Source organism: Flavobacterium sp. UW10123 (genome assembly GCF_040538975.1).
Lineage (GTDB): Bacteria > Bacteroidota > Bacteroidia > Flavobacteriales > Flavobacteriaceae > Flavobacterium.
Genome location: NZ_JBEWQE010000025.1, coordinates 38,516 through 56,221 on the forward strand (window position 1 = coordinate 38,516; position 17,706 = coordinate 56,221).

General features: G+C 32.9%; 14 protein-coding genes. 5 read left to right on the plus strand and 9 right to left on the minus strand.

Translation table 11 applies throughout. From position 1 onward, the window contains the following. Positions 1-9: 9 nt before the first annotated feature. Both ABXT06_RS21995 and ABXT06_RS22000 read right to left on the minus strand, forming a co-directional pair. Complete coding sequence (locus ABXT06_RS21995) at positions 10-846, minus strand: ABC transporter permease (protein ID WP_354592649.1); 837 nt, start codon at positions 844-846, stop codon at positions 10-12. 3 nt (positions 847-849) lie between these two features. Next, a complete protein-coding gene (locus ABXT06_RS22000; RefSeq protein ID WP_354592650.1) occupies positions 850-1,761 on the minus strand; it encodes an ABC transporter ATP-binding protein in 912 nt (303 codons plus the stop codon). 106 nt (positions 1,762-1,867) lie between these two features. Here ABXT06_RS22000 and ABXT06_RS22005 point away from each other — a divergent pair, with 106 nt between their 5' ends. Next, positions 1,868-2,920 carry a hypothetical protein gene (locus tag ABXT06_RS22005; RefSeq protein WP_354592651.1) on the plus strand — a complete coding sequence of 351 codons (1,053 nt, stop codon included), beginning with the start codon at positions 1,868-1,870 and terminating at the stop codon, positions 2,918-2,920. Positions 2,921-3,006: 86 nt separating this feature from the next. Then, positions 3,007-3,864, plus strand: coding sequence for an SdiA-regulated domain-containing protein (locus tag ABXT06_RS22010; protein WP_354592652.1), 858 nt, complete (start codon positions 3,007-3,009; stop codon positions 3,862-3,864). A 96-nt stretch (positions 3,865-3,960) separates the two neighbouring features. Here ABXT06_RS22010 and ABXT06_RS22015 read toward each other — a convergent pair whose 3' ends face one another. Next, on the minus strand, positions 3,961-7,692 hold the full coding sequence (locus tag ABXT06_RS22015) for a metallophosphoesterase (protein WP_354592653.1): 3,732 nt from the start codon (positions 7,690-7,692) through the stop codon (positions 3,961-3,963). 26 nt (positions 7,693-7,718) lie between these two features. On the opposite strand from ABXT06_RS22015, the gene ABXT06_RS22020 reads away from it, so the two are divergent. After that, positions 7,719-8,906: a Pycsar system effector family protein gene (locus ABXT06_RS22020; RefSeq protein WP_354592654.1), complete on the plus strand. Its 1,188-nt coding sequence runs from the start codon at positions 7,719-7,721 to the stop codon at positions 8,904-8,906. 75 nt (positions 8,907-8,981) lie between these two features. Here ABXT06_RS22020 and ABXT06_RS22025 read toward each other — a convergent pair whose 3' ends face one another. Further along, a complete protein-coding gene (locus ABXT06_RS22025; protein WP_354592655.1) occupies positions 8,982-11,351 on the minus strand; it encodes a GAF domain-containing protein in 2,370 nt (789 codons plus the stop codon). 228 nt (positions 11,352-11,579) lie between these two features. On the opposite strand from ABXT06_RS22025, the gene ABXT06_RS22030 reads away from it, so the two are divergent. Both ABXT06_RS22030 and ABXT06_RS22035 read left to right on the plus strand, forming a co-directional pair. Beyond that, positions 11,580-12,332, plus strand: coding sequence for an SDR family oxidoreductase (locus ABXT06_RS22030; protein WP_354592656.1), 753 nt, complete (start codon positions 11,580-11,582; stop codon positions 12,330-12,332). Between the two features lie 70 nt (positions 12,333-12,402). Further along, a complete protein-coding gene (locus ABXT06_RS22035) occupies positions 12,403-12,984 on the plus strand; it encodes a TetR/AcrR family transcriptional regulator (protein ID WP_354592657.1) in 582 nt (193 codons plus the stop codon). A gap of 89 nt (positions 12,985-13,073) precedes the next feature. On the opposite strand, the gene ABXT06_RS22040 is transcribed toward ABXT06_RS22035, so the two are convergent. The 5 genes from ABXT06_RS22040 to ABXT06_RS22060 all read right to left on the minus strand — a co-directional run bounded on the left by ABXT06_RS22040 (position 13,074) and on the right by ABXT06_RS22060 (position 17,344). Then, positions 13,074-14,132, minus strand: coding sequence for a nucleoid-associated protein (locus ABXT06_RS22040; protein ID WP_354592658.1), 1,059 nt, complete (start codon positions 14,130-14,132; stop codon positions 13,074-13,076). A 42-nt stretch (positions 14,133-14,174) separates the two neighbouring features. Further along, positions 14,175-14,534 (minus strand): four helix bundle protein, encoded by a 360-nt coding sequence (locus tag ABXT06_RS22045; protein WP_354592659.1) that lies wholly within the window; start codon positions 14,532-14,534, stop codon positions 14,175-14,177. A 114-nt stretch (positions 14,535-14,648) separates the two neighbouring features. Then, positions 14,649-15,191: an IS1096 element passenger TnpR family protein gene (locus ABXT06_RS22050; RefSeq protein WP_111363315.1), complete on the minus strand. Its 543-nt coding sequence runs from the start codon at positions 15,189-15,191 to the stop codon at positions 14,649-14,651. Between the two features lie 194 nt (positions 15,192-15,385). Continuing rightward, the gene (locus ABXT06_RS22055; RefSeq protein ID WP_354592660.1) at positions 15,386-15,985 is read right to left on the minus strand and encodes an HPP family protein; all 600 of its coding nucleotides are present in this window, start codon (positions 15,983-15,985) and stop codon (positions 15,386-15,388) included. Between the two features lie 84 nt (positions 15,986-16,069). Next, positions 16,070-17,344, minus strand: a complete 1,275-nt coding sequence (locus tag ABXT06_RS22060) for a chloride channel protein (protein ID WP_354592662.1) — start codon at positions 17,342-17,344, stop codon at positions 16,070-16,072. Between the last annotated feature and the right edge of the window lie 362 nt (positions 17,345-17,706).

Genomic DNA, 17,706 nt, shown 5'->3' on the forward strand with positions numbered 1-17,706 from the left:
ACAAATATACTACAAATCTCTATTTTTTAATAATTTGTAAGAAAAATAAATAAATAGAAAAGTCCAGATCAAAACAATAAAAACAGCGAAATAATCAACGCTAAAGTCAGCATCAGTTTCAATTCCCATTTGCGTGCCAATGTTTTTAACAACAGATAATCTCGGGCCTGGATTTACAATTAAATTTGACATTGATTCTAAAGGTAGAAACTGCGTAATTTTTTTGTCAGTATCGCTGTTTGGGAAAATTTTAAAGGCTAAAGTGCCTCTTATAATTGCCTCAATGATATTCCAAACTAAAAGAAAACCTAGTGCAAAAGCAGAACGTTTTACTAAAATTCCTAAAAATAAACAGAATGAGAAGAATCCAGTCAGTTTTACAAAAAAAGCCAAAAGATAATCTAAATCGCTAAAAATAATACCAAACTCTGTATAAGAAGAAAAGCATAATCCTAGAATTAAACTCATTACAAAGACAAAAACAGTAGAGACAAATGCAAATAAAACTACCGTTAAGAATTTAGATAGAATAAATTCTTTTTTGCTAAGACCATCAATTAGGTTTTGTTTTAAAGTCCCGTAGCTATATTCATTGGCCATCATCGAAACAATTACAATGGCTAGAAAGAATTTTAGCCAAGCAGCAACATAAGTGTTGAAATGCCAGATAAACGGAAAATTAAAGATTCCCATTTCTGCCAAATGAAATTTGAATGGGCCTATGTCAAATTTTATTACAGCAATTAAAGCTATAAAAGAAAGTAATATAAAGTAAGTTAGCGTTAATATTTTACTGGCTTTATTCATCCAGATTTTTTGTAATTCTATAGAGAGAAGTCTTTTCATGGTTTAGTTCTTTTGGGCGATGGCGTTTTTGGTTAATTCTAAAAATTGTGCTTCCAAACTGTTTTTGCGTTTTACTAAATGGCTTAAAACAATGTTTTTAGAAAACAAAAACTGATTTAAGTCTGAAGCCGATAGATCTGATTTTAGGTAAACCAGAACTTTGCCGTCTTCTTCAGAAATTCTATCTACAGCAGGATGTTCTTGCAAAGCAGATTTTAAAACTAAATTATCATTTGACTGCACTTCAAAGAAGCCTTCATTTGAAGACATTCCATCAACAGAACCCGAATATAAAACTTCGCCTTTTCTTAAAACAATTACCTGTGAGCATACTTTTTCTACCTCGTCCAATAAATGTGAAGCAAGTAAAATAGTAGTTCCTTGCGAAGCAATTTTTTTGATGATATCGCGAATCTGATGAATTCCTTGTGGATCTAATCCGTTGGTTGGTTCGTCTAGAATTAAAATTTCTGGATCGTTTAAAAGCGCCGATGCAATAGCCAAACGCTGTTTCATTCCTAAAGAAAAAGTACTGAACTTGCTGTCTTTTCTTTCAATCAAACCTACTAATTCCAGTTTTTCATTAACTTTAGAATAATTGATATTTTTGATTTTGCAAACCAATTTCAGATTTTGCTCAGCCGTCATATACGGATAGAAATTAGGTCTTTCTATAATAGCGCCCACTTTTTTCAGAGCGTCATGAGTTTCAACATTGCCATCAAACCAACGATAACTGCCAGACGATTTATTAACAACATTCAATACAATTCCTAATGTAGTCGATTTTCCGCTGCCGTTTGGGCCTAGAATGCCATAAACACGACCTTTTTGTATTTGAAAAGATACATTTTTCAAAGCCTGAATTCGGCCGTATCTTTTACTTAAATTCTCAATGGTTAATATGGTTTCCAAATTTTTCTGGTTTTAGTTTTTAGTATGACGAGCCAAGTTGATTTTTGTTACTTTAAATTCTAACTTTAAATCGTATTGACGTAAATTTGTAATAAAGATATTCAAAATGAGCGAGCCTTTAATGGTTTTAAAAAAACCGTCTTACCCTTTAACACAGCCACTTTTAAGCTATTTAGAACGATACGAACGTATTTCTAAAGTTTCTGTGTTTTATGATGACTTGCTGCGTTTTTCGGGTTCGATAAATGTTTATGATAAAAATGATACCGACACGCTTTGGATTCGGGTATATTACGGCGAATTTGAGCGTAATGAAATTGATTTAAATCTAAAGAAAATATATTCGCTTCTGCATTCTGATGGAAATAATGAGATTATTCAGTATCTCAATGTGGATGCTATTGATTATTGCACTTTCGGGAATTCGAAACCTTTTAGAATTAAAGTCCGAAATATTCTGAATGATAACTATGTCCATTTTTACATTAAAAAAGCCGATGCTTCTCGTATTTACGGATTAGAACTGGAAGATATTCTTTCGCCAGATAAAATTAATTTTCTGGTTTATAAAGACACTTTGATCGAAGAGCATATTATCGGAATTCCAGGCGATGTTTTTATGGATACGCTGCTTGATAAATGCAGTGAAATGGAAAAAGCGCAAATTGCGAAAGAGTTTGTAAAATTTAACGAACGCTGTATGATTCGTCTTTTGGGTGACATGCGTGCGTACAATTATGTAATTGTTCCAATACACGATTTTGATCAAGTCGTCTATAAAATCCGTCCAATTGATTTTGACCAGCAATGTTACGAAGGAAACTTTAAAGTATATCGTCCGCAGTTTTTTAAGGAAAATTCTCCAATGATTCAGTTGATCAAAGAGAAATTAGAAGACCGTTCGATTATTCAATATAAAGATGAAGAGAGAGCGATTTTGGCAAAACGTATTCATTCGGCCGAAACGAGAATCAAAAAATTATTGAATATTATGTGCCACGATACTATTTCAACGCAGGAACATTTACTGCAATTAAAAATGGAGCTCTATCGTTATACGAACGATATGAAATTTAAAAATGCAAAATCGATGGGACATGTCATGCATGCCGCGTTTGAATTTATTACCCGTAATTTTAAAAATACTAACTTAGTTTAAAGTTTTAGCCACAGATTTCACAGATTAAAAGGATTTTCAAATCATTCTAATCTTTTTAATCTGTGGCAAAATAAAAAAATAATATCATGAAAAAATCTTTTTTAATAATTGCTTCTATCGTTTTACTGGCTTGCCAAAAACAATCTGGTTCTGATTTAAAAGAACTTTATGCACTTCCGAAAAAATTAAAAGAGGTTTCTGGAATTACTTATTTTCCTGAAACCAAAACGCTTTACACTTTGGAAGATAGCGGGAATAAAAATGCCATTTATGCTATTGATTCTAGTGGGAAATTAACCAAAACCATCACGATTTCAAATGCCACAAATGTAGATTGGGAAGATATTACAAAAGATAAATCTGGAAATATTTACATAGGAGACTTTGGAAATAATGATAACGAAAGAAGGGATTTATGCATTTATAAAGTGGCAAAAAATCAATTGAATAATGAAGTGGCTAAAGCTGAATATAAAATTTCATTTTCATATCCAGAACAAAAAGAATTTCCGCCAAAGAAAAAAGAAATGTTCTACGATGTTGAAGGTTTCTTCGAGCAAGGAGGCTATTTTTATCTTTTTACGAAAAACAGAAGCAAAGGTTTTGACGGAACAGCTTTTATATACAAAATAAAAAATGCTGCAGGAACTCAAAAAGCAGTTAGAATAGGAGAGTTTAAAACTTGCAGCAATTACAATCATTGTGTGCTTACAAGTGCTACAATAAGTCCCGACGGAAAAAAAGTAGCTTTATTAAGCCATGATAAAGTGCTTTTGTTTAAAAACTTCAAAGGAGATTTATATCATAAAGGAACTCAAACACAAATAGAACTAAATCACTTTTCTCAAAAAGAAGCCATCGTTTTTAAAGACAATAATACTTTACTCATCGCCGACGAAAAAACAAACAAAATAGGAGGGAATGTTTATGAGTTTAAACTTTAATTAAGGTTCAAAGTTGCAAAGGAACAAAGGTCCAAAGGTTTTTAGCTGTTATCTAAAACCCTTTGGACCTTTGTCTCTATGTGCCTTTGCACCTAACTAAAAGCTATATGCCGCTCCAAAAATCAATCTTCCAATTTCGTCAGGGGATTTAAAATAAGAGATTCTTGCGGTAATAACATTTATGGCATTCAGCCAAAGTCCGCCGCCGTAATCTTGGTGCCATTTTTTAGAATTTTCACCATCAAGCCAAACTCTTCCATAGTCGAAACCACCTAAAATTCCGTAAGTAAAAGGAACAATCGTTTTGCGGATTTTTCCAATGCTTAAACGTAAATCAGAGCTTTGAGAGAAATACGAACTTCCTAAGAAACGCTCATTTCTATAACCACGTAAATCGGTATCTCCACCTAGAGAAGCACCTTGGTAGAATTCATAATTATTATTGAAAATAGCTTTTCCTTTAACGTAAGTGGCCAATATCAATTTACCGTTATGATCAATTTTATGAGTAAAACCTAAGAAACTTTCCAACGTTGGGAAATTCTTCTTAGTATCATCCAAATTAGTTGTCCAAGTTGCCGCAATCATAAAAGCCATTCCTAAAGTTGGTTTCGCAGCAAAATCTGAATTTTTAAATAAATATTTCACTTTTAAGCTTCCAAAATTCTGACTATCAAATACATTAGGATTTACAATTCCAGGAATATTGATATATCTGTTTTCAGTATCTTCAACAGTCATTCTTTGGAAAATAGGTTGGATGCTAAATTCGCTTCCATAGCGTCCAACGTGACGAATGGCTCCCGAAGCATTAAATTTTCTAATGCGAACACGATTGTAATCCATCCCCAAATCGTCATCGTATTGCGATTCATTTCCGTAACCAAAATAGTTCATAGCAAAATTTGGAGTCGTATATAATGATTCCACATCAATAACCCATTTTCCTAATAGACCAGGGAAATGTGCCGCATAATTAAACTCTAAACCGCCAGTAGCAAAATAGTAGAAAGCATTAAAAATATGTCTTTGAGTGTACGGATTTTGCTTAAAATTGTTAACCGTATAATTTACATTAACTCCAACTTTTACACCATCATCTGGATTATAACCAATGTTTGGAAGACCTGAAATTACATTGTATTTTGGTCTTTCGTAATTGTAGGCATTAACTTCGTAATCGTCTGTAAGCTGGGTTTGTGTTTTAGAATCAAGATTGTATGTGTTTTCTTTTGATTTAAAATCATAAACAATAACCTTTCTTCCGTTTTCGATGTTATAAGTATCGTTATTCTGACCCCCAATCAAGCGAATTTTAATGTTCGATTTTTCGTTTCCTTTTACTTCAAAAATATCATTATCGTCTAGTCCGTAAATCCAAAGATTTTTGGTTTTATCGTCCGTTACATTTTTGGTATAAAGTAATTCATCGCTTTCTTTTTTAATTCTGAAAACTTGAATCTCAATTCCTTTCTTCACATTATGATTTAAAACAAACTTGTCTTTTTTGTCTGTTCCTGCAATCATAACGGTTTTATCTAAGACATCAGAATACTCACGAGCATATTTCTGAAGATCTTTTTTTCTGCTTTTTAGCTTCGCTTTGATTTCATCAACCGTTTCGTCCTGAACTTCTTTTGGCATATTTTTGAAAGCCAAATCAATATCTGCGTCAGTTAAGTTTTCCTGAATATATTTAGCTTGTTCCACCCATTCTTTTTCTCCGGCAGTTTTTAGAAATGCTAAATCCATAGGGTACGGCTCTCTTCCAAGCCATTTCACATTGATTCTGTCACCTTTAAAAGTTCGCATATGACGAAGCGGAGGCATATTCATTATAAGCGAAAGCAAAGCACCGTCGTATTTTACAAAAGCCTGATCACGGTCACGTGGAATTGGTCTGTAAATTACTTTTCCATCTGCTTTATATTCAGCCCAACGCCATTGATCACTGTGACGATCCCAATCTCCTAAAAGAATATCAAACAAACGCGCTTTGATATATTCTTTTTCATCGACAGTATATTTTTCGTCTTTATGAAGATTCAGCATCATATCATCAGTTCCAATGATGTTGCTTGGCTTTCCGAAATTTTTCCCGTCAAGATGATTATCTGCAGGTCTTTCTTCAACCATATATAATTGGTCTCCAAAACTCGCATTAAATTCACCCAAACCATTTTGCTTCGGAATATAATATAAAATAGGATTTGTATGTCTAAGTCCAATCTGATCAGACATACTGCCGATTGCAAAAGAGGAATAAGGATGAGAAGTAGTGTAAAAATCAAATAAGAAATCTTCGGCGTATGTTTTTTCAAATTCATTCACCACATATTGATCTTTAAAAGCTACTGACTGTAAAAATACCGTTGCGCTTTTCTTCATCGCACGCATGATATATTCACGACCTTGAGGATCAGACATTCTCAAAGAAACAGATTGATGTCCTCCGCCTTCACGAATTGGCTTTAAGCCTCCTTTTAAAGTATCGACTGTAGCCGTTGTAGCTTCAATTGGAAGACTATAATATTTTCTATAATGTTGTCCAAATAAAAATCTGTGAAATGCCCCTTTTTGAGTCATTTCTGGAGAATAAATCGAAGTGGTTACTTTTGCAGGAAATTTGTTTGGAATATCAGAAGCCCAGTTAATTTCTTTAGCTTTTATAATTTCGCGTTCAAAAAGCAGCTTTTCTTTGCCATTTTCATTTCCATAAAAAGAAACTTTTGCATCTCCGCTCTTAAACATCGTTAGTGTTGCATAACCATTTCCGCCATATGAAAAATCATACGGACTAATAGCTCTGGCTGCTTCTGATTTTGATCCTGCACCGCTAATAATCTGTTGAATATTTTCTTTGCTGATATACTGTAAATTATGATCGTGACCAGAAACTACAATTACATTTTTCTGCTTTTGCAAAAGTGTTTTAATTCTTTTAGCGTAAATGGTATATTGTTTGTTTTGAATGTCTTGCGGGCTAACTCCAGATGTTTTTCGAACTAGATTAATGAATGAGCCAATTACAGGAAGCGGAATTTTTTGCTCTAAAGGAAATAATTGTTTTTCTAACGAAAATTGCCCGCCATGTGTTCCGTTGCTTAATAACGGATGATGAATGGCTAAAACAACTGTTTTTTCCTGATTTTTGTTTAAAAGACCTTCTAGCTCTTCAAAAAAAGCTTCTCTGGTTTTGATTTCGCAATTGTCATTGATAGTTGGGTGATCGTTCCAGTCTTCAAGAAACCACTCACTATCAACAGCTATCAAAGTAGTCGTACTGTCAATTTTTACGTTTTCAATTGGACAAGATTTTCTCGGAAGAAAGCCCTTTTTATCATTCAAATATTTGGTTACAAAATCAGCCTGACGTTCTAGACCTTTGATACCACTGTACCAATCATGATTTCCAGGAATTACAATTGTTTTTCCTTTAAAACCTTCGGTTAATTTTAATTGATTTGTAAGTTTAGTCTCTGCTAAAGCTTTGTCTTCTGGATGCTTATCACTGGGAAAACCCTTCGGGTAAATGTTGTCACCTAAGAAAAGAAGAGTAGATTTCTTACTCGCTTTTTTAAGCTTCTGATGTAGAAGTTCTAGTGTTTGTTGCGCCTGTTCTTCATCGGCATTTCCAGCATCGCCAACAAGAAAAAAAGTATGTGCAATTTTTATAGTATCTGTTGCGTTTTCTGTTTCGTTGGCACTAACATTTTTTCCGTATTGAGGTTTGCGTGTTGCACAGGAATAAACGATGAATAGTGCCACTATTGCTAACAAACAGTTTTTAATCTTAGCAATAAAATGATTATCCAAAAACAATTTCATAATTTAGTGGTATAAAAATATTCTTTATGAATCTAATAGAACAATCCGAAGATTTCGTGAGTAATTTACTCAAAGATAAACTTTCTAATTTATATTCTTACCATAATTTTAATCATACTTTTACAGTTGTTACAGCAGTAAAAGAACTTTGTAAAAAAGAAGATGTAGACGGTGAGGATAAGGAAGCACTTTTGGTTGCAGCATGGTTTCATGATACGGGCTATATTGAAGGATATGAGAATCATGAAAAGAAAAGCACCGAAATTGCTGCCAGCTTCTTGCGTGAAAAAGGAAAATCGGAAGAGTTTATTGCGCTTGTTTCAAGTTTGATTCTTGCTACTGTTAAAGAATATAAGCCTAGAACGCATTTGGAGAAAATTATTAGAGATGCAGATTACGCGCATTTAATGGGTGAAGAATATGCTACAACTTGCGAGTTATTGCGTTTGGAATTGAAAAATGCAGGAATTGTGAGTTTTTCTAATGAAGAATGGACTAGAGAAAATCTGAACTTTTTATTGAATAAACATAGATTTTATACAGATTATGCGTTGCGAAAATGGCAACCACTGAAAGAAAAAAATCTTTTATTGATTCAGAAAAAAATAAACAAACAGGAATTGAAAGCTGCCGCAGCACTCGAAGAAGAAAATAAGAAGAAAGAAAAAGCTGAAAAAGCCGAAAAGCCTGATCGCGGAATCGACACTTTATTTCGTGTAACGCTTGGTAACCATACCCGTTTAAGCGGAATTGCCGATAGTAAAGCCAATATTTTACTGTCGGTAAATGCGATTATCATTTCGATTGCTCTTTCGTCTATTATTCCGAAACTGGATAGTCCGAAAAATGCACATTTAGTTGTGCCTACGTTTATTATGCTAATGTCGAGTGTAATTACGATTATTTTTGCGATTCTTTCTACACGTCCAAAAGTAACATCGGGATTTTTTACGCGAGATGATGTTGAAGCTAAAAAAGTGAATTTAATGTTTTTCGGAAATTTCTATAAAATGCCTCTCGAAGATTATGATTGGGCAATGAATGAAATGATGAAAGATCGTGATTATCTGTATTCAACCATGATCAAAGATTTGTATTACTTGGGATTGGTTTTACAGCGAAAATATAATTTACTCCGAATTGCCTATAACTTTTTTATGTTCGGAATAATCATAACGGTGATTGCGTTTGTGATTGCTTTTAAGTCAATTTAAAGCTAATTAACTTTGTCAAAGTTTCAAACTTTGACAAAGTTTTTAAACGTTAAGTTGTAAAAAAAGCTCAACTATTTAGTTGAGCTCATCTAATAAATCCTGATAGGTTATTTTTTTAATTCCTGGGTTTGAATTATTGTTGATTACTTTTACACGAATCGCTCTCAAACCTGAAACTCCCTGAAGATCTTCAACTTCAAATTGCTCTATTGATGGTTCAAGAACTTTTTTATGCTGCAAATATTTAATGTATTTTAAATATTCTGCTTCTTCACTATTTTGAGAGTAAACAATTGTGATTTTCTCTTTTTCAGTAATTCTTTCGTTTGTCCCTTTAATATGCGATTTGTCAATTCGTTTTTTTACGACTTCATATCTCGCATTGTAAGTTCCATCAACATCAAAACGTTTTTCGTCCATTCTGAAACGGATAGAAAGTGCAGAGCTGAAAACAAGAATTAACGAAGTAACATCCAATTCGTATGGAAGAGATTCTTTAAGCTCATGGTGTTCCAGTTCCATTTCGCATAAAGTCTGCAATTGCCATAAACGAAGATTATGGAGATACATAATATCGAATGGTTTTGTTGGCGAAATTGAAGCTCCTATATATAAGTTGTGTTCAACACCATCTGTTTTAAAGCGCTCGTAATAATGCGGATAAATCTGCTGTGCTTCAACTTGTTTTCTATCTAAAACCGTTGCCAGTCTTTTATTGATGATCGACATGGCATTGTCAAATTTCTTTCTTTCCTGATAAAACATTCCAGTTTTTTCATCTAAACTATCAAAGTACAATTGTTCTAACTTTTCAGATTTAGGATTGCTTTTAGTATTTTTCAGTATCGGATGAATTTCTTCTTCTATATAGCGCTGAATGTGCTGTTCTGTATCTGCTTTTAGTGGATAATCCAACTCGCTTCGAAGCGATTCCAATTCAAATTTTCTTTGCTCAAGAAGAACTAAATTTGAGTTTTCTTCTTGGTTATCAAAAATTTCCATAAGAGCAGTCAATTGACTTTTTAAATCAATTTTTACCGTTTCATTACGATGTTCAGAAGAACCTTTAATATCAATTTGTCCATACAGCGGATATACATTTTTAAAAACAATTTCTTTAAAAATATAATCTTTAGTATGATTCATATTTTGGAAATAATTCTGAGATTCTCTTTTAAATTTCCAGTATACACTTGGATGTATTGTAGTATATTCTCGCTGAATAATCGCTTCAATCTGATGCTGCATGTCGGTATTGACACGATCAATAGTATCAGTTAAGTATGGCAGAACCAAATCTAGTTTTGTGGCATTCACACTATTAAGATCTCGTGTATTTTGAGAAACTAATTCTACAACTCCTAATAAATGCCCGTTTTTTATAACTGGCGCAAATATGCAACTTTGAATACCTTGTGAAAGTAAATGCTCACCAAGTTTTTTATTCGTCTGTTCTTCAGTGAATTTGCTCACATTAGAAATAACGAAAGGCTCATTTTTATCCAATAAATTTTCGAAAGAACATCCAAAAAAAGCATTTTTACAATCTACTTCCTGATCGGCAGAAAGTAAAAAACTCTTCATTTGATTTTCGTATTTAGCTGGTCTAATAAATTTCTCTTCTTCAGGATTGTAAATAATAAACCCAACTTTTAAATTTGGAAGATTAAAAATGGACTGAAAAATATTAGAAACTTCTTGATCTGTTTCAACTGTTTTTGGTCCAGGTTTAAGCAAATTACTTTTCAAGATCGAAATAGCACTTTCTGTTGTGGCATCAAACAAGGAAACAATTCCGAAACCTCTTAAAATCCAGCTTCCCACTGGGAATTTAGATTTCCACAAATTAATATCGTTATAATTATCTATTAATTGATCAATATCTTCTTGAGTTAATGGTACAGAGTTTTCAGTTGGAATAATTTCCATAAAATCAGCATTATATAAAATTCTATAATGCTTTTCTACGCCATTTTCATCTGGAATATCATAGAAAAAAGGTTGATTAAAATCAATACGCTGATTGTAATAATAGCTTAAAATTAGACAGCAATTATTAATGTAGAATTGATGATCGCTAAAATCACGAATTTCCATATAAAATTCGTCACCAGCATTCTTCAAGATTTTCTTGAAACGCTCTGTGTAATTGAAAGAGATGTTCTGAAAAGGAATCGTTACCGCTTTTATCTCGTTGTGCGTCAATGCAGTCGGAAATAAATCGGCTAATATGTTTTTAATTAAAGCTTCATTGTTTTTGATAACCGAATAATCCTGGATTCCAGTCCTAAGTTCCGGAATTAGTTCAATTTGCTCTAAAATTGCTTTTGCATAATTTGATCTGTAATCAACGTCTGACAATGCAATTTCTTCAAAAGATTCAATAAGCTTATGAAATGAAATTATAGTGGTAAAAGGACTTTCTTTAAAAAATTGAATATCCATCTGAGTTATTTTTTAATACAAAATTAAGCATAAATTAAGAATATCCGATATTTTATAATTTCTTTCGTTTATAGTTAAATAGTTGATACCCTTATAAATAAAGACATTTGAAAGGTTGTATTTTGTTTTAACAAAAAATTAACATCAATAATAACGGAACGATCGTTCCGTTATTATATCTTTGTACCATAATAATTGAATAATCAATAACTTAAAAGAATAATAAAAATGAAAAATTTAGAAAACAAAGTAGCAATCGTGACAGGTGGAAACAGTGGAATTGGATACGCAGCAGCTGCTGAATTGGCAGCAAAAGGTGCAAAAGTAATTGTAACAGGAAGAAATAAAGAAGCTTTGGCAAAGGCCGAATCAGAATTAAATGTTACTGGAATAGTTGCAGATCAATCAGATTTAAAATCAATTGACAATTTAGTTGAAGAAGTAAAATCAAAATTCGGAAAAGTTGATATTTTATTCTTAAACGCTGGAATTGCTGCTTTTGCACCGTTAGATTCAGCATCAGAAGATCATTACGACAGTATCATGAATGTTAACGTAAAAGGAGTTTATTTTACAGTTCAAAAAGTGCTTCCAATTTTAAATGACGGCGGTTCAATTATCTTTAATACTTCTGTAAATGCTCATGTTGGAATGCCAAATTCTAGTGTTTATGCTGCAAGTAAAGCTGCTGTATTATCTTTGAATAAAGTTTTTGCTGTAGAATTGGCTTCAAGAAAAATTAGAGTAAACGCTGTTTCGCCTGGTCCAATTGAAACACCATTGTACGGAAAAGTTGGTTTAGAAAAAGAAGAAGTAGAAGGATTAGGATCTGCTTTAGGCGAAAAGATTTTATTAAAACGTTTTGGACAATCTGCTGAAGTTGCCAAAACAGTTAGTTTCTTAGCTTCAGACGATGCTTCATTTATTACTGGATCTGAGATTGTGGTTGACGGCGGACTTATCGTAAATACGGTGTTATAATTTTTTTTACTAATTCAGGAACGATTGTTCCGTATTTTGTATCTTTGTAAATAAATTTAATTTGAATGTCATGGCTAGAACGAAAGAATTTAATGAAGATCAGGCTTTAGATAAAGCAATTGAAATTTTTTGGCACAAAGGGTATAACGGAACATCGGCTCAGGATTTGGTAACACATTTGGGTTTAAGCCGTTCGAGTTTGTACGATACTTTTGGCGATAAACAGAAGCTGTTTTCAAAGTCTTTACAGCGTTATCAAAAACAAGCTCAAGATATTGTAAAAGAACTTTTAGAAAAATCTGAAAATGTCAAGGAGACGTTTCACAATATTTTTAAACAAGCAGTAATTGAAAGCTTGGAAGACCGAATTACAAAAGGCTGTTTTATGGTCAATTCTTCTGTAGAATTGGCAATGCACGACGAAGAGATTGCTAAAATTGTCAAAAACAACACTCAGACAATGGAAGAAGTTTTTACGAATGCAGTTAAAAAAGGGCAGGAGACAGGCCATATTTCGAAAGCGCTCGACGCTAAGATTTTGGCTCGATTTATCTTCAATAATTATTCTGGAATTCGTGTTTTGGCTCGTACAGGCGAAAGAAACAAACAGGTTTATGACGATATTGTAAAAGCAGTTTTTTCTGTTTTGTAAATATAAAAGAGTTAAAATAAAAAAACGGCAGTTACATTTGTAACTGCCGTTTTCTGTATTAATAAGTAAGTAATAGAAAATGAAAACACTTAGTTTTTCTCTTCTTTGTTGAAGTAAACTAAGTAGTAATACATTTGTTTTTCTTCATCCCAGCCTTTTTCAACAAATTTTTCTGCACTTTCAGGGTTGATAAAATCCATTTTAATCTGAATGTGAGTATCCAAATTAATAACGTTTTTAATCGATTTTCTAGCGTCAGAAACTGCTGCGTTGGCAATTGGGAATGAGGTTACATCTTCGATGCTGTATTTTTCTCCTTTATCAACTTTATAGTTCTTAAATTCAGGAATCAAATCAGGATTGTCTAGTACTTCATTCAAGAAATTTTGCTCTTCAAACTGATCATTTTTAGCGAAATAATTCACAGATCGGTTCATAAACATTACTTCCTCTTTCTTGTCTTCGGCTGGCAAAACAACGTCTTTTGCGAAGTTTTGACAGAATTTTAAATATTTTTTAGTGATGAAATTTTCATCTTCAAAGGCATCAACAGATAAAAAGTGCTCTAACCAATAACGAGCATCATAACGGTTGCTGTCTACAGTTAAGATTTTGTATCCTTCTTCTTTTTTAAAGTTGAAAATTAAACATCCTTTATCCAATTTATTCAAATTGATTCCTTGTTGTAGAATCATTTCAAGGTTGCTTTCTTTTTCTTCAAACTGTAAAAAGTCAGCCTGCAACTCGCTTTTGAAAATTCCGATTGCATCAACAACATTGTTATCAATACTTAGATTTGTCAAATAAGTTACATAAACCTCTCCGTTTTTAATATGCGGGTGGTTTGATTGCTCAAACAAATGCTTAGTGATGTTCTTAGAAACTTCATGAACATTTGAGGGATTAGCAAAAATCTCAGTTGCATATTTAAACATGTCGTTGTAGTCCAAGTCCACTTCGTGTGCAAACTGATAATAGTTTTCTTCTTTTTCTCTAAAAGGCTTAAAAAAGAATTCTTTTATCAAAGGAACAATCTCATCATTAAGATTAAATGGCTGCTCTGATAAAAAAATAGCTTCGTTACGGCTCTTGTTTCCTACGCGGTGTATTGACAGCGTGTCGATGTGGGTATTGAATAAGTTGATCATTTTTTTTGAGGTTCAGAGGTTCAGAGGTGCAAAGGGACAAAGTTATTTGCGGTCTTTTATTTTTCGAATAAAAGAACTTAACATTCTTTCTATTTCCCTGCTGTCACCAAATATTTTATTAAATTGATTTTCAGTTAAAAAATTTAAATTAAAAGAAATTTCCAATTGTGTTTGTATTTCAAATAAGGATGACATGGAGATATTCAAAAATCGTAAATAATCGCTGTCTCCATCTCTTCCATAACCTTCAGCAATGTTGCTGGGAATTGAAACTGAGCTTCTTCTAATTTGTGAAGTTAATCCGTAGATTTCTTCTTTTGGAAATGATGCTGTTAATTGGTAAATTTCTGTAACAAAGGTCATTGATTTTTGCCAGACAAAAAGGCTTCTAAAAGTATTCATGTTTTATATTCAAAAGTAAATTAAAATATAAAAGTAAGAAAAATATTAAATTTAAAATCGCCAGATTTTAAAAGACCTTTGAACCTTTGTGCCTATGCAGCTTTGAGCCTTTGATTAATTCCAGTTTTCCTCAAATCCATAATCTTCGAAGCTGTCATCGCCTTCGAACATATCAAGATCGTCTTCGTCTAGATCGTCTTCAAATTCTCCGTAGATATCGTCGTGCATGTCATCGGCTTCGAAGTTTTTTTCAAGAGCTTCGTCTGGCATTTCACCGTGAGAGAATAAAGTTTCTGGGTAAGTTGCTCCAACAGTTTCATCTTCGATAGCAGCCAATTCTACTAAGAAAGTCCACATGCTGATGAAATCATAAACGTAGATAATCTTTGTATTTTCTTTGTCTAAAATACTAGATAACGGATAATCGTTCATGGTTCTCATTTCGCCAGGAACATCTCCTGTATCAAAAAGCGGAATTTCATCTTCTTGATTCCAAGTGTCATCACAAGTATAAAATGAAGCCACTTCTGATCCGTCAAAGCCAAAAGCGTTGAAGATTGCATTATGTAAATCCTCAAGGGTATCTTCCTCAAGAATTGCAATGTCTCTGAAAATATCTTCTTCGGCGTCTAGAATAACTCTAAATTTATAAACCATAATCTTTGTTTTTATTGAGAGGTCAAAGGTAAAATATAAAAAACGAAATACGAATTCTGAATTGTGTTTTGTTGAAAAGATTTTAGAAAATTGATTTTCAATTAGTTTGTCAGGCTGAGCGAAGTCGAAGCCCTGCAAAAATAAGAAAGCCCTTCGACCTCGCTCAGGGTGACTATCGGATAAAAAACAAGCAATTATTTTCTAGCCAATCTCTTTCTAATTTTATGGTAATGCTTATGATAAGTACTGTGACTCGGATAAGTTCTGCTTGAAGTCATATTATTAAAAACCAAGGCTGTTAAAAGTAAAATCATAACTCCTGTAAAAACGGGAGAGAGAACATACATATAACCAAGTGCTTTTACTTTTTCTGTTCCAATAACTGCAATTAAGGCCGTTGCTCCTCCTGGCGGATGAAGCGTTTTAGTGATCTGCATTAAAATAATGGCGATTGAAACCGCTAAAGGAGCAGCAATCCACATAATATCGGGAACCAATTTATTGACAGTAACTCCAACAAGAGCTGAAATTACATGTCCGCCGACTAAATTTCGAGGCTGAGAAAACGGACTCTGAATAATTCCGTAAACTAAAACGCTCGAAGCGCCAAAAGAACCTATTAAATAAACGGCATCAGACCCAGAAAAATGTATGGATTGAACGTAAGCTAAAATCCCGATTCCGACAAATGAGCCTAAAAATGACCAAAAGTGTTCTTTATAATCAATTAAAGTTTCTTTATAAAGGATGTAACGTGTTTTGCGATAGCTTCTTTTTATTTTTTCAGTTGGCATTATTATGGTATTATATTTTATTCGTTATGCTTTTAAATATACTTTGCTGTATGTTTTTAATCTTCAGATTATATTAGTCTGAAGTTATTTAACTAAACTTGGAGAATAACTATAAACGGTATACGGATAAATTGTTTTTGCAGTGTATTTTGAAATTAAACAAACCACAAGAATTGGGAAAAATAAAGTATAATCGTTTGTTAATCCGCAAACCAAGAAAATAGCGGTAAATGGAGCATGAATACTCGCACTCAAAACAGCCGCCATTCCGATAATCATAAAATTAACCGGAATTACATTTACATGGAAAAAGCTGTTTAAGATAGAAGCCAACAATAATCCTAAAAATGCTCCGATGAATAAGCTTGGTGCAAAAACACCGCCATCGCCACCAGAAGCTAGCGTAATAGAAGTAACTATTGGTTTTAAAATCAAGATAGCTATAAAAGTTAAAGCCAAAGTCATTGTCATGATTTGGTTTGGAGCAATAAAGCTTGTTTTAATAGCGTGATAACCTTCGCCATATAATTGTGGGAAAAAGAAAAGTGAAATACTTAAAACCGCAGAACCAATTATAATTTTGTAATAATGTTTGTTGATTTTTCCAAATTGTGATTTAATGAATAAAACACATTTAGTTAAATAAACAGAATTCATTCCCGCTAAAATTCCTAAAAGAATAAAGTAAGGAATCGCTTTTAAATTCCATGTTGTGATGGAAACTGCAAATAGTGGCTCTTCTTTTAAAATGGTCAATAAACCAAAAGCAATAGAAACTGCAATTAGATTAGAAATGACAAATGCTCGTGTTACTTTTCTAGAAATTACTTCGAATGCAAATAAAACTCCTGCAATCGGACTGCTGAAAAGTGCCGTAACACCCGCAGCAACACCTGCACAGATTAACTCTGTTTTGTATTGACGGAAAACATTTTCTTTTTCGTGCGCTACAGAACCAATAGTTGCCGTTGCTACAACAGTAGAAACTTCGATTCCTGTAGAACCACCGAAAATAACCGTTAACAACCCATTTATGAAATGAGATGGAATTTTATAAGAAGGTAGGTTTTTTGTCGTTTGCGTACTTTCAAAAACTTCTTTAATTCCTTTGTTTTCTTTTTTCTTAAAAAGATATTGCCTTAAGAAATAAATTACCGACAAACCAAAAACAGGAAATACGATGTAAAAAACGGGATGAACTGAAACTTCGTGAAAGAAAATCTCTTCGTAGTACTCGGTTATTTTTTTTAGTGAAATTCCGAGAAAGGCAGAAAGAAAGCCAATTAAGATAGAAACAATAACTAATTTTCGAAATTTAATGAATTGATGATTTTTTTTGATTTGCGCCGTTTTGTTCATCATTATAAGTTTGAGAATTCCGCATTTTTTTTCTGCGGATTACAAAATTAAGCATCAAAATCGGTTTTTTCTAGGAAATCTTTAATTTAGTGTGTTAAAATGGGTATTAGTAAGAAAAGCTTTCGCGTTAAGGTTTTGCCACAAAGGCGCTAGGACGCAAAGATATTTCGTGTTTTTTGTCATTTCGACGAAGGAGAAATCTTCACAAGTAATTCCACAAGCAAAATCGCCAATCTTTGTAGAGCTTCTCGCGGAGATTTCTCCTTCGTCGAATTGTAAAAGTTACTTATTTCGGTAACGGATTTATCATTTCGATTGGCTTTTTTCCATCAATTCCCTGATGCGGTCTTTCATGATTGTAA